Source organism: Ruegeria sp. AL2, from assembly GCF_056540845.1.
In genome coordinates, this window is the sequence record NZ_JBQFXM010000002.1 from 305,781 (window position 1) to 319,474 (window position 13,694).

The 13,694-nt window shown below is 58.0% G+C and carries 14 protein-coding genes; 8 read left to right on the top strand and 6 right to left on the bottom strand.

Going from position 1 to position 13,694, the window contains the following annotated elements; genetic code table 11:
• Positions 1–34: 34 nt before the first annotated feature.
• The 8 genes from ACR0ID_RS05400 (at position 35) to ACR0ID_RS05435 (ending at position 6,508) form a co-directional block, all read left to right on the top strand.
• Positions 35–832 carry an ABC transporter ATP-binding protein gene (locus ACR0ID_RS05400; RefSeq protein WP_480516698.1) on the top strand — a complete coding sequence of 266 codons (798 nt, stop codon included), beginning with the start codon at positions 35–37 and terminating at the stop codon, positions 830–832.
• Entirely contained in the window at positions 822–1,265 is a 444-nt protein-coding gene (locus tag ACR0ID_RS05405; protein ID WP_480558634.1) for an N-acetyltransferase family protein, read from the top strand. The genes ACR0ID_RS05400 and ACR0ID_RS05405 overlap by 11 nt, the downstream gene beginning before the upstream one ends.
• A complete protein-coding gene (locus ACR0ID_RS05410; RefSeq protein WP_480604249.1) occupies positions 1,262–2,179 on the top strand; it encodes an ABC transporter permease in 918 nt (305 codons plus the stop codon). The genes ACR0ID_RS05405 and ACR0ID_RS05410 overlap by 4 nt, the downstream gene beginning before the upstream one ends.
• Entirely contained in the window at positions 2,176–3,021 is an 846-nt protein-coding gene (locus tag ACR0ID_RS05415; protein WP_480516704.1) for an ABC transporter permease, read from the top strand. Before ACR0ID_RS05410 ends, ACR0ID_RS05415 begins: the two co-directional genes overlap by 4 nt.
• Before the next feature lie 61 nt (positions 3,022–3,082).
• Positions 3,083–4,072, top strand: coding sequence for an ABC transporter substrate-binding protein (locus ACR0ID_RS05420; RefSeq protein ID WP_480476654.1), 990 nt, complete (start codon positions 3,083–3,085; stop codon positions 4,070–4,072).
• Between the two features lie 159 nt (positions 4,073–4,231).
• Complete coding sequence (locus ACR0ID_RS05425; protein WP_480604251.1) at positions 4,232–4,945, top strand: ABC transporter permease; 714 nt, start codon at positions 4,232–4,234, stop codon at positions 4,943–4,945.
• On the top strand, positions 4,938–5,672 hold the full coding sequence (locus ACR0ID_RS05430; RefSeq protein WP_480604253.1) for an ATP-binding cassette domain-containing protein: 735 nt from the start codon (positions 4,938–4,940) through the stop codon (positions 5,670–5,672). Before ACR0ID_RS05425 ends, ACR0ID_RS05430 begins: the two co-directional genes overlap by 8 nt.
• Before the next feature lie 20 nt (positions 5,673–5,692).
• Entirely contained in the window at positions 5,693–6,508 is an 816-nt protein-coding gene (locus ACR0ID_RS05435) for an ABC transporter substrate-binding protein (RefSeq protein ID WP_480476660.1), read from the top strand.
• 64 nt (positions 6,509–6,572) lie between these two features.
• On the opposite strand, the gene ACR0ID_RS05440 is transcribed toward ACR0ID_RS05435, so the two are convergent.
• The 6 genes from ACR0ID_RS05440 to ACR0ID_RS05465 form a co-directional block, all read right to left on the bottom strand.
• Positions 6,573–7,445, bottom strand: coding sequence for a substrate-binding domain-containing protein (locus ACR0ID_RS05440; RefSeq protein WP_480604255.1), 873 nt, complete (start codon positions 7,443–7,445; stop codon positions 6,573–6,575).
• Positions 7,446–7,571 carry a hypothetical protein gene (locus ACR0ID_RS05445; RefSeq protein ID WP_480476664.1) on the bottom strand — a complete coding sequence of 42 codons (126 nt, stop codon included), beginning with the start codon at positions 7,569–7,571 and terminating at the stop codon, positions 7,446–7,448. It lies immediately after the preceding gene.
• 13 nt (positions 7,572–7,584) lie between these two features.
• On the bottom strand, positions 7,585–8,847 hold the full coding sequence (locus ACR0ID_RS05450) for a c-type cytochrome (RefSeq protein WP_480604257.1): 1,263 nt from the start codon (positions 8,845–8,847) through the stop codon (positions 7,585–7,587).
• The gene (locus tag ACR0ID_RS05455) at positions 8,848–10,050 is read right to left on the bottom strand and encodes a formate dehydrogenase subunit gamma (protein ID WP_480604259.1); all 1,203 of its coding nucleotides are present in this window, start codon (positions 10,048–10,050) and stop codon (positions 8,848–8,850) included.
• A gap of 75 nt (positions 10,051–10,125) precedes the next feature.
• A complete protein-coding gene (gene fdh3B, locus ACR0ID_RS05460; RefSeq protein WP_209504177.1) occupies positions 10,126–10,719 on the bottom strand; it encodes a formate dehydrogenase FDH3 subunit beta in 594 nt (197 codons plus the stop codon).
• A 12-nt stretch (positions 10,720–10,731) separates the two neighbouring features.
• Positions 10,732–13,626, bottom strand: a complete 2,895-nt coding sequence (locus tag ACR0ID_RS05465; protein ID WP_480516712.1) for a formate dehydrogenase subunit alpha — start codon at positions 13,624–13,626, stop codon at positions 10,732–10,734.
• Between the last annotated feature and the right edge of the window lie 68 nt (positions 13,627–13,694).

The window sequence follows — 13,694 nt, forward strand, 5'->3', positions numbered from 1 at the left end:
GCGGCCCCGGCACCACTCTTTTCAAGGCAGTAGAATGACCACTGAAAGCACGAACCAGCACGTCATCGAAGCAAGGCAGCTTGACCTCACCTTTCAAACCAATGACGGGCCTGTTCACGCGTTGAAAGACGTGAACCTGACGATCGACAAGGGTGAATTTGTTAGTTTCATTGGCCCCTCGGGCTGTGGGAAAACCACTTTCCTGCGCTGTATCGCGGCCTTGGAGTCACCGACCGGCGGGTCGCTGACTGTCAACGGAATGACAGCGGACGAAGCGCGGCGAAACAGGGCCTATGGATATGTCTTTCAGGCAGCGGGCCTTTATCCCTGGCGCACCATCGCAAAGAACGTCAAGTTGCCTCTTGAGATCATGGGCTATTCCGCGTCCGAGCAGGAAGAAAGGGTGAGAAAAGTCCTGGAACTGGTTGATCTTGAAGGGTTCGGTGGGAAATTCCCATGGCAGTTATCCGGAGGGATGCAGCAGCGCGCCAGCATCGCACGGGCCTTGGCCTTTGATGCTGATATCTTGTTGATGGATGAGCCGTTCGGCGCTTTGGATGAGATTGTGCGCGACCACCTGAACGAGCAGCTTCTGGCGCTTTGGGCAAGAACCGAAAAAACCATCGGTTTCGTGACACATTCGATTCCCGAAGCCGTATATCTGAGCACCAAAATTGTCGTGATGAGCCCGCGGCCGGGGCGGATTACGGATGTGATCGACAGCCCGCTGCCAAAGGAACGACCGTTGGACATTCGTGACACCCCAGAATTCATCGAAGTGGCCCATCGTGTTCGCGACGGGTTGCGGGCGGGGCATTCTTATGACGACTGATCCGGGGGCAGAAACCATCAGACGGGCCGTAGTAGGTGACGTGCCGGCTTGTGCCCGCGTGATTTACAATTGGGCCTCGCAGACGGACTGGATGCCTGATGAAATGCCGGTGGAGGAATTGGCGGCCTTGATCCGCGATGCGTTCGACAGCCGTGAGATCTGGGTCGCGGGTGATCCGGTTGATTGCTACATGTCCGTTGATCCGGCACAGAGTAAAATCGGTGCGTTGTATTGCAGCCGGACGGGGCAGGGAATTGGCAAGTGTTTCGTTGACAAGGCGAAGGAGGGTCGGACCCACCTTTGGCTGACAACACACAAACCCAATCAGGCGGCGCAGAGGTTTTACCGCCGTGAAGGGTTCGATGTAACCGCCGAAGAACTGCCTGCACCGCCAGACACAGTGCCCGTCTTTCGTATGGAGTGGCACGCATGAAGCAGATCATCGCCGTTTTCACCGTCGTCGCCGTGATCGTTCTGTTCTGGTATGCCGCTTGCGTTCCAATGAACATCAAAGGGGTTTTGACCGAACTTGAACGTGGTGGAGCCGAGGTTCAGCCACCCACCGCGAGCGCGCGTCGGGATCTTGGAGAGTTCGGTCTGGTTCTGGATAACTCGTTCGCGATTCCAGCAACTTGGGAGCAGGGCAAGCCCCGTTTGCCATCACCTCATCAGGTGGCGACTGAACTGTGGGATACAACTGTCCTGAAGAAAATCAACTCGAAAAGATCGCTGATCTTTCATGGGTGGGTGACACTCAGCGCTACGATGCTGGGCTTTGTCATCGGGACCGGGCTGGGAGTCTTGTTGGCCGTTGGGATCGTGCATAGCCGCGTGATGGATTTGTCAGTCATGCCATGGGCTATCGTGAGCCAGACGATCCCGATTATCGCTCTGGCACCGATGATTATCGTGGTCCTGTACTCGGTTGGGGTTCAGGGGATCATTCCCAAAGCGATCATCTCAGCGTATCTGAGCTTTTTTCCGGTTGTTGTAGGCATGGTCAAAGGGTTGCGCAGCCCTGACGCGATGCAACTTGACCTGTTGCGGACCTATAATGCCAGCCAATCGCAGGGGTTCTGGAAACTGCGCTTGCCTGCGTCGATGCCATACCTGTTCACCTCGTTGAAAATCGGTATTGCGGCATCGCTGGTCGGCGCAATCGTGGGCGAGCTGCCGACAGGCGCTGTCGCAGGATTGGGCGCTCGGTTGCTGGCAGGCAGTTACTATAGTCAAACCGTGCAGATATGGTCAGCGCTGTTTGCAGCAGCCATTCTGGCCGCGTGCCTGGTCGGTTTGCTGGGATTGATTGAACGGTCGGTTCTGAGGCGAATGGGGATGGCGCAATGATGTTGGTTGTCTTTGCTTTGCTGCTGTGGGCCTTCGGCTGGTGGTTGAACAGCCGATTGGCCAGTGGCCCGCAAGCCGACAGCCAGATGGTACGCTTCCTGGCGCCGGTGATTTTTGGTCTGACCATCGTCGGAGCCTGGGAGCTGGTGGTCCGCGGGCTTGAAGTGCCGCTGGTCATTCTGCCTGCACCCTCCGCCATAGCGGTGCGATTTGCAGGTAGCCTTGACATTCTTTGGGCCGACTTTGTTCAGACGATCCTGAAAGGCGCGCTCAGCGGATATGTCATCGGCTGTGGATCGGCCTTCCTTATAGCGATTGCTGTTGATCGGTGGGATTTCCTGCGTTTGGGGCTATTGCCAGTCGGGAATTTCGTCGCGGCTTTGCCTATTGTGGGGACGGCACCCATTCTGGTCATGTGGTTCGGGTTTGATTGGCATTCCAAAGCGGCGGTGGTCGTTGTGATGGTGTTCTTTCCGATGCTGGTCAACACCGTGGCCGGTCTGCGCGAGGCCACAGCGATGCAGCGTGACTTGATGGAAACCTATGCTGCAAGTTATTGGCAGAGCTTTCTGAAGTTGCGGCTGCCTGCGGCGATGCCTTTCATTTTCAACGGGTTGAAGATTTCGACAACTTTGGCTTTGATTGGCGCCATCGTGGCTGAATTCTTCGGATCGCCAACACTCGGTATGGGATTTCGGATATCCACCAGCGTCGGTCAATTGTCGTTGGACATGGTCTGGGCCGAAATCGTTGTTGCCGCTATCGCAGGTACGGCCTTTTATGGCCTGGTGGCGGGAATCGAAAAAGTGGTGACGTTCTGGCACCCCTCACAACGCGGATAAGACGAAGAAAATCAACAGACCCTGAAAATCGGGGCGCAACAAGCAACTAGGAGAAATGAAGATGAACAAGCTATTCAGCGGGGCGGTTGCCGCCTTTGGTCTGGCAGCCAGTACGGCGCTGGCGGCGGATGAAGTGACACTGCAACTGAAATGGGTCACGCAAGCACAATTCGCGGGCTACTACGTTGCCAAGGACAAGGGCTTTTACGAGGAAGAAGGGCTGGACGTTACCATTCTGCCCGGCGGGCCTGACATTGCTCCGACACAGGTGATTGCGGGCGGCGGTGCTGACGTGACCGTTGAATGGATGCCTGCCGCTCTGGCCGCACGTGAAAAAGGGTTGCCGTTGGTGAACATCGCCCAGCCGTTCAAAAGCTCGGGCATGATGCTGACCTGCTGGAAAGATGCCGGTATTTCGTCGCCCGAGGACCTGAAGAACCGCACGCTGGGCGTCTGGTTCTTTGGCAATGAATTCCCGTTCATGAGCTGGATGAGCCAGTTGGGCATCAGCACTGATGGGAAAGGCGACAACGGTGTGGAAGTTCTGAAACAGGGCTTCAACGTCGACCCGCTGCTGCAACGTCAGGCGGATTGCATCAGCACCATGACCTACAATGAATACTGGCAGGTCATCGATGCCGGTGTCAGCCCGGATGAACTGGTAACCTTCAAATACGAAGACCAGGGTGTCGCGACGCTGGAAGACGGTCTTTACGTTCTGGAAGAAAATCTCAGCGATGCGGCGTTCACCGACAAGATGCAGCGGTTTGTGCGCGCCTCGATGAAAGGTTGGAAATACGCCGAGGAGAACCCCGATGAAGCGGCAGATATCGTGCTGGAGAACGATGCAACGGGTGCTCAGACAGAAGAGCATCAGAAACGCATGATGGGTGAGATCGCCAAGTTGACCGCAGGTTCGAACGGCGCGTTGGACCCGGCGGATTTTGATCGCACCGTTGGTACTCTGCTGGCCGGAGGTTCTGATCCGGTGATCACCAAAACACCCGAAGGGGCCTGGACGCATCAGATCACGGACGCTGCTCTGAACTGACGCCAACGGTTCATCTGAGTGAAAAAAAACGCGGTCCCAATCGGGGCCGCGTTTCGTATTCGGGATGTCGGAATTGTGTCTGTACTTGGCATCGAAATGAAGTAGTATTTCCCTGTAATCTAGCGCGTTCTGTACGAAGCGTAGATAACTAGGAAGAAAATGCAGGAATTTTCAACAGAATTCAGCGCTGCGATCGCCTTGATCCTCGGGGGAGATTCTGAGCTGTGGGCAATTGTGTTGTTGTCTCTGAAAGTGTCCGTGTTTGCGGTGCTGGTTTCTGCTCTGATCGGAATGCCCGTTGGGGCTGCGTTGGCCGTCGCCCGGTTCCCCGGCCGCAGGATGCTGATCGTCCTGATGAATGCACTGATGGGGTTTCCGCCGGTTGTCGTGGGCCTGCTGATCTATCTGATGCTGTCCCGTTCCGGTCCCCTTGGGGTGCTTGAGCTTTTGTACACTCCGACTGCCATGATCATTGCGCAGGTCGTTTTGGTCACCCCCATTGTCGCGGCTTTGACGCGTCAGGTTGTTGAGATGCTGGCTGAGGAATATTCCGAACAGCTGCGCTCCTTGGGTGTGTCACGGCTGGCCTCGGTGCCGGTTTTGTTGTGGGATGCGCGACTGGCACTTGTCACGGCTTTGCTTGCAGGTTTTGGACGCGCCATCGCCGAGGTGGGCGCGGTTATCATCGTTGGCGGAAACATCAATCATGTGACCCGCGTGATGACGACGACCATTGCGCTTGAAACGTCGAAGGGAAATCTGTCTCTGGCATTGGCGCTGGGGGCGATCCTGATCGGAATTGCAATTGCCGTAAACGCGATGGTCAGCGCGGTCAGTTTGCGGGCCGAACAGGAGGGGTTGCGCCATGCGTGACGTGACCTGTGACATGTCGAACTGTCTGACAGTTGAAAACTTGCAAATTCGCAGCAACGGCAAGGTTTTGCTGGATGTTTCTTCATTGGTTCTGGATGGTCTGGGGCCGACGTTGCTTCTTGGCCCCAACGGTGCGGGCAAAAGCCTGTTGCTGCGGTGCTTGCATGGCCTGATCTCGCCGGATCGCGGGCGGGTGGTGCAGGATGGAAACCCTCTGAGCGCCGCGCAGAAAGCGCGCCAAGCCATGGTGTTTCAGAGACCGGTTCTGTTGCGACGGTCTGTTGCTGCAAACCTGGGCTTTGTCCTTAAGCGACAGGGCATTGGGCGAACAGCAAGAAAGGCACGTATCACCGAGTTGCTGGCCGAAGGCGGGCTGGATGGTAAGGCCCGGCAATCCGCCCGATCACTGTCGGGCGGCGAGGCCCAGAGGCTGGCCATATTGCGTGCCTTGGCGCTGGAGCCCGAAACACTGTTTCTGGACGAACCGACCAGCGCCCTTGATCCCGGCGCGACACAGATGATCGAACGTATGGTTCTGCGCGCCTCTGCGCGGGGTGTACGGATCGTGATGGTGACACATGATATTGGTCAGGCCCGTCGTTTGGCCTCGGATGTGGTCATGATGCAGGGCGGTCATGTGGTTGAACACGGCCCTGCAAAACAGGTTTTGGATACCCCTGTAAGCGAAGCATCGCGCCGCTACCTCGCGGGTGGATTGGTTACTTAAGAGATAGAACGGAGAGTATGATGTTTCGCGCAATATTTCGGGCAGCAGTGATAGCCCTTGGTCTGTCGGCAAGTGCGGCCAGGGCAGAGACTCCGTTCATTGTCGTTCAATCTACGACATCCACCCAGAACTCGGGGCTGTTGGACTATATTCTGCCGTGGTTCGAGGCCGATTCGGGCATTGACGTGCGCGTCGTGGCCGTAGGAACAGGTCAGGCAATTCGCAACGCAGTGAACGGTGACGGTGACGTCCTGCTGGTTCACGCCAAATCCGCCGAAGAGAAATTCGTCGCTGATGGATATGGCGTGGAGCGGAGAGACCTGATGTATAACGATTTTGTATTGGTGGGCCCCAAGGCAGATCCTGCCGGAATTCGCGGTGGTGCCGAAATTTTGAACGCTCTTGCTGCGATCGCAAGCGCTGAAGCCCCGTTTGCATCGCGCGGAGATGACAGTGGAACGCATAAGGCCGAGCTGCGGCATTGGTCTGCCGCGGGGCTGGATCCAACCGGCGCATCCGGAAGTTGGTATCGGGAAACCGGGTCGGGTATGGGGGCAACGCTGAATGTGGCCAGCGGCATGAACGCGTATACTCTGACAGATCGGGCGACGTGGCTATCCTTTGGTAACAGAGGCAATCTTGAGATACTGGTCGAAGGTGATCCGCGTCTGTTCAACCAATATGGTGTGATCCTCGTAAATCCCGAAAAGCATCCCCATGTGCGCGCTGCCTCTGGACAGCGGTTCATCGATTGGTTGACCGGGCCGGACGGGCAGGAGGCGATCGCCTCTTTCCGACTGGACGGTCAGCAGGTGTTTTTCCCCAATGCGCAATAAGCTGGCCTGCGGCCAGCCCCTGCGGGGCGAGTATTTTTGAAAAGATGAAGGCGCGGGTGGAAGCTCACCCGCTGGCCCCATTGTGGTGGATCGTGCCAATACCAGACAGGTCATAGCCGCCAAATTCGCTTGCCCGCTGGGCGAATTGACCCGAGCGCAACAGGGTCAGCAGTTTCTGTATTGGCGGATCGAAGAAGGCCCGGCGCCAGATCGCGAGGTCCAGCCGCTCGGAATGAGTGGGGACAAAACCCAAGTTGTAGAGCCCGGCTAGGGCGCCAAGCCCAAAACCGGCCTCGGCCTTCCGGTCATGCAGGGCGATGGCCAGCTCTTCTTCTGTGCGTGCGCAGCCTGGTCGAATGTCCAGATCATCCCGGCTCAGACCGTGGGCATCAAGTTGGGAGTCAAACAGGCGCTGGCTTGCCGCACTGTCCTGACGTAGCATGACGGTGCGAGACTTGAGGTCGTCAAAAGAATTGATGTCGGATATGCCCGGGGCAAGAAGCAATCCACGCTCACGTCGGGCGATTTCAAACAGGATCACCGGGGCTTCGCCCAAAGTGTCAAGCAGGGATTCTTTGTTGAATCCGCCATTTTCGTGGATGTGCAGCACAGCGGCCTGCGCGCTGCGTTTGCTGAGCCTGATCAGCCCGTCAAAAGAACCGTCGTAATAGGTGGCCAGCCCCGATCCACTTTCACGTAACGCCCAGTCCAGCAAGGGATCGTGGCTGCCCGCTATAATCGGGGGCAGGGGCGGTTCGGCGACCTGAGGACCGGATCGCGACGCGTTGAGCCAGGCAATGATCTCGGCCCGCGGAAACAACAGCTTACCCATGGCGCGCACGCACGGTATTTCGCCTGACGAAGCAAGGTCATAGGCCTTCCGCTCGCCAATGCGCAGCAGATCGGCCAGTTCACGGGTGGTCAGATATTGCGGCATTCAGTCGAGGCGCACGGCGGTGCCGGATGTTGTGTCAGCGGTACTGAATCCGATTTGTTCCAGCACAAACGGGGCTGCGCCTGCAATAACGACCATCGCGGCGACGGCGGCGAGAAAGGCTTTCATGGGCTCCTCCGGTTCAGTTCCGGTCAGTTGTTGCGCGACGCAGAAAAGCGATAAGATCCTGGCGATCCTGTGCTTTGGAAATCCGCTGCATCGGCATTTTCGACCCCGGAATGTAGTGGTCTGGCCCTTCGTCGAAAAGGGCATTTATTGTCTCGTCATTCCAAATGATATCAGAGCCTTGCAATGTATCCGAGTACAAATATCCGCGAACTGTGCCGGCCGGACGTCCAAATACACCGTGCAGGGTGGGGCCTGCACGTCGTGCATTATCGGAGGACAGGCTGTGACAGATCGAACATTTGCGCGCAAACTGGCGTTCTCCGTTGTCCATCTCATCAGGATTTTTCAGGAAACTCGGTTCTGCCGAGGCCATCTGGTGTTGGTCGGACAACGCGTCCACGGGCCAGCTGTACATCGCCTCGTCAAGTCCGCCCGCATGGATGTTTTTACCGTCTGCGGAAAATGCCAAAGCCCAGACCGGACCGCGCAACGTGGCGCGAAAATCCTGTGCAATGCGCCAATCGACGGTGTCGATGACCATAATATACCCTTCGCCATCGCCTACGGCCAAGAGTCTCCGATCCGGGCTGAGTGCAAGGGCAAGGATCGGGCGGCGGTCCAGTGTGAAGTCGCGCTCTTCCCCGGTGGCAAGGTCAAGGATACGCGTAACACCGTCAACCGCACCATAGGCGATCCAGTTATCCTGTGCATTCAGGGCCAGTTCATTGATGCCGAACCCGTGCTCGACCAGACGCCTTGTTTCCTGCCTGCTGGATACATCCCATAGCCGCAAAGCGCCGTCGACGCCCGCCGAATAAAGCTGCGTGCTGTCAGGTGAGAATGCGACCGCGTTTACGCCGCTGCCAGTCGGTCCAAGCCGCGCGGGTTCTGTGCCATCGACAGGCCACAGGCCGATTGTTCCATCCCAGCTGGCCGTGGCAATAAGGGTTTCTGACGTGGCAAGGCCGACAATCTTGCCCTTGTGTCGGCCAATGACTTCACCGCTGGGCCATTTGCGCAGGGTGAAATCGTCCCCAGCAGAATAGAAAGCGGAGCCGTTGAACGCGACTGCGTTCACCGCCGCTTCGTGCCCTTCGAACCAATCTGGCTTTTGCCCGGTCCAAAGACCCACAGAGTTGTCGAAACTGGCTGTTGCGATGCGACCGTCTGGCGCGGTGGCAATGCCCATAATGGGGCCGCCATGCCCTTTCAGTGTAAAGAACTCTGCCACGGCAGGCAGGGGCACCAGCGCCAGCGCCAGAACCAGCCCACGCATCTATTCAGCGGGTGAGGCGGCTGCTTTGCCAGCCTCTTTTTCCTGCACCTCTTCCAGCCAGAGCGAGTGATGCTCGCGCGCCCATTGTTCCTCGACCTCTCCGGTTCCCATGGCGTCAAATGCGCCCTCCATACCGACCGAGCCGAGATAGATATGCGCAACGATGATCGCGATGAACACATAGGCAATCATGACATGCCAGACTTGGGCGAATTGCATCTCTTCCTGCGGTGACATCTGCACCGGCAAGGTCAGACCCAGCGCCTGAGGAACGCCCGTGGCGTTTGCGACCGAGAAGGTCTTGGCGAACAGGGGCAACTCGAACGGAAACAGCAGTGATAAGCCGGACAGACTGATTGACACGCCCAGCAGGATGCAGGCCCAGAAGATGATCTTCTGCCCCGCATTGAATTTCCGGGCGGGCGGGTGGTTGCCCTTGGTGAACAGGCCCCCGCCAGCGGCCAGCCATTTCAGGTCAGTGCGGTTGGGGATGTTATGAGCAATCCAGTTCACCGTGACGATGATCAGACCCAGCATAAAGGCCCAGGCCAGATTGTTATGCAGCCACTTGCAGCCTTGTGCGATGGTGGCGAAACCTTCCTTGCCGAAGACCGGGATCAGGAAGTCGCGGCCATAGAGCGTGAGCAAACCAGTAATGCCGAGGATCAGGAACGATCCAGCAAACAGCCAATGGCCAAAACGTTCAATCCCGTTGAAACGGGTGACTGTGCGGCCCGTTTTCTCTCCATCGATGCGGATTTTCCCACGGATCAGGAAGAACAGCAAAATGATGCCCAACATCCCGGCGATGATGTAAGTGCCATATTCGCGCAGCGGCCCGGTGCGGAAATTCAGCCACCACATGCCACCATCCTGTATCAACACGCTAGCAGCGGGGCCGTTTGACGACACGGTCACATCGGCCGAGCCATAGCGCAACGCACGGTACACATCGCTGTTCGATGCAACACCACGGGTGCCAAGCTGCCCCATCAGACCCTCGACATTGCTCTGGCCGGTATTGCCGGAGCGATAAGCGTTATCCACCTTCTCACCACGTTGCCGGGCGAGGATGTCTTCGAGGGTCGTCGCTCCGCCGGTTCCCGCCCTTTCAGGTATGGCGGTGCTGTCATCGGTCGTTTGGGCGGCACCCGAAAAGGTAAGCCCAAGGGTGAACAGAAAAGCGATGAGAAAGCGGAGCATCTGAACCTCGGTCAAATTCCAAGATCGGACAACCCGCGCTGAGCGGGTTGTCCATTGCTTTGTGCAGACAGCGGCTTAGCCGTCTTTCTGGTCGTAGGCAGTACCCCAGCCCCAGGCGCCCGAGCCGAAACCGCGCGCCACGACGCGTTCACGGTAAACAGCCGACACCACGTCGCCGTCACCGGCAAGCAGGGCCTTGGTGGAGCACATTTCGGCGCAGATGGGCAGTTTGCCCTCGGCGATCCGGTTGCGACCATATTTGGCGAACTCTGCGGTCGAGTGGTTTTCTTCGGGACCACCGGCACAGAACGTGCATTTGTCCATCTTGCCGCGTGAACCGAAATTGCCCGCCTGCGGGTATTGCGGCGCGCCAAACGGGCACGCGTAAAAGCAATAACCGCAACCGATGCACAGGTCCTTGGAGTGCAGGACAACACCTTCTTCGTTCTGATAGAAGCAGTCGACCGGGCACACCGCCATGCAGGGTGCGTCCGAACAATGCATACAGGCCACCGAGATCGAGCGTTCGCCCGGGTTGCCGTCATTGATCGTCACCACCCTGCGGCGGTTGATACCCCAAGGTACCTCATGCTCGTTCTTGCACGCGGTTACGCAGGCGTTGCATTCGATGCAGCGTTCAGCGTCGCAGAGAAACTTTGCTCTAGCCATTAATCGTCCTCCTTACGCTGCCGAGATCTTGCAGAGAGTACACTTGGTCTCCTGCATCTGGGTCACTGAATCATAGCCATAGGTCTGGGCGGTGTTGGAACTTTCGCCCAGAACATAGGGGTCAGCACCGGCGGGGTATTTGTGCCGCAGATCCTCGCCCTGGAAATGGCCGCCAAAGTGGAAAGGCATGAAGGCGACACCGGCACCAACCCGATTGGTCAGCATCGCCATCACCTTGACCTTGCCGCCTTCCGGACCTTCGACCCAGACCTGTTGTCCGTCCCGAATGCCAAGGTTGTTGGCATCGCGCGGGTTGATCTCGACGAACATATCCTGCTGAAGTTCAGCAAGCCATGGGTTAGACCGGCTTTCGTCACCACCGCCTTCATATTCGACCAGACGACCAGACGTCAGGATTATCGGGTAATCCTTTGAAAAATCGTTCTTTTGGATCGAAGCATAGAGGGTGGGCAGGCGATAGGAGTGCCGATCCTCGTAGGTCGGATAGTCCGCCACCAGATCACGCCGGTTCGTATAAAGCGGCTCGCGATGCAGTGGGATCGGATCCGGGAAGGTCCAGACGACCGCGCGGGCCTTGGCGTTCCCGAAGGGCGCGCAGCCATGCTTGATCGCCACCCGCTGGATACCACCTGAAAGGTCGGTTTTCCAATTGGTCTCGGGGCCTGCAACGGCATCGATTGCAGCGCGTTCTTCAGCCGTCAGGTCACCGTCCCAGCCAAGATCCATCAGCATCTGCATCGTGAATTCAGGGTATCCGTCCTGAATTTCTGATCCAACGCTATAGACCCCTTCGGCCAGCAGGTTGTCGCCATCGCGTTCCACACCGAACCGGGCGCGGAAGGTCAGGCCACCTTCGGCCACCGGTTTGGACATGTCATAGAGGTTCGGTGTCCCCGTATGACCCATCTCAGCGGTTCCCCAGCAGGGCCACGGCAGACCATAGTATTCGCCGTCGTTTGGTCCACCAATGGCCTGCAGCGTGGTTCTGTCGAACGTGTGCTGATTGGCCATATGGCTTTTCAGACGTTCCGGCGACTGCCCGGTATAGCCGATGGTCCAGAGGCCCGAGTTGAACTCACGCGTGATGCTTTCAACATTCGGGGTCTCGGGGTCTTCCATCTCGATATTGCGGAACAGGCGATCCGCCCAACCGAACTTATTGGCGAACTTGGCCATGATGACCTCGTCCGGCAGGCTTTCGAACAGCGGTTCTACGACCTTGTCACGCCACTGCAACGAGCGGTTTGACGCGGTGACCGAACCTCGGGTTTCGAACTGCGTACAGGCGGGCAAAAGATAGACGCCATCGGTGCGGTCATGCAGAACAGCGGAAACGGTGGGATACGGGTCGACCACGACCAGCATGTCCAGCTTTTCCATTGCCGTTTTCATTTCCGGACCCCGCGTTTGCGAGTTCGGCGCGTGACCCCACAGAACCATGGCACGGACATTGTTGTCCTGATCCATGTTCGCAGGGTCTTCCAGAACACCGTCGATCCAGCGGGATACCGGGATACCGCTTTCATTCATCAGCGGTTTGTCCTTGCCGTCTTTGCCCTTGATCGTGGCGAACTGGCCCTTCAACCAATCCAGGTCTTCACCCCAGACGCGGCTCCAGTGGCCCCATGCGCCCGCGGACAGGCCGTAATAGCCGGGCAGGGTATGGGACAATACACCAAGGTCTGTCGCGCCCTGCACGTTGTCGTGGCCGCGGAAGATATTGGTGCCACCACCCGAGGTACCCATATTGCCCAGCGCAAGCTGAAGCACGCAATAGGCGCGGGTGTTGTTGTTGCCGTTGGTGTGCTGTGTGCCGCCCATGCACCAGATGACCGTGCCGGGGCGGTTGTTGGCCATGGTTCGGGCAACACGTTTCAGTTGCGAGCCAGGCACGCCGGTGACGCGTTCTGTTTCTTCAGGCGTCCATTTGGCCACCTCATCCTGAATCTGGTCCATGCCCCAGACACGGGTGCGGATGAATTCTTTATCCTCCCAACCGTTGTCGAAGATGTGCCACAGGATGCCCCAGATCAACGCAACGTCTGTGCCCGGGCGGAAACGGACATATTCATCCGCATGGGCCGCGGTGCGCGTAAATCGCGGGTCGCAGACGATCAGCGGTGCGTTGTTCTGCTCTTTCGCGCGCAGAACGTGCAGCAGAGAGACAGGGTGCGCTTCAGCCGGGTTGCCGCCGATGATGAAGATGGCGCGCGAGTTGTGGATGTCGTTATACGAATTGGTCATGGCGCCGTAGCCCCATGTATTCGCAACACCCGCAACCGTGGTCGAGTGGCAGATACGGGCCTGATGGTCCACGTTGTTCGTGCCCCAGTAGGCGGCGAATTTGCGGAACAGATAGGCCTGTTCGTTATTGTGCTTTGCAGAGCCCAGCCAATACACGCTGTCGGGCCCGGATTCTTCGCGGATCGACATCATGCCATCGCCGATCTCGTTGATCGCCTCTTCCCAGCTAATGCGCTTCCACTCGCCGCCTTCCTTTTTCATCGGATATTTCAGTCGGCGTTCACCATGGGCGTGCTCGCGAACCGAGGCTCCCTTGGCACAGTGTGCACCCAGGTTGAACGGGCTATCCCAGCCGGGTTCCTGCCCGACCCAGACACCGTTCTGCACTTCGGCAACGACAGTACAGCCGACCGAACAGTGGGTGCATACGGATTTGATGTTTTCAACGGCCTGTTTGGCCGCCGTCTGGGCACTGGCTGGCGTCACGGTTCCACCTGTGGCGCTGATCGCGGCAAGGCCGCCGATCGTCAGGCCCGAGCCACGCAGGAATGCGCGGCGATCGACGGTTTTCTCGCCGACCTGGGACAGGATACTTGTCCGCTGGGGGCGTCTCGCAACCCCGTTGGTCTTTTTCCTAAGCATGTCTTTCCTCCCTTGCGCGCCGTGTAAGCCACGGCTGGCTTGGTACTGCTGAAACCGACGTCAGGGCC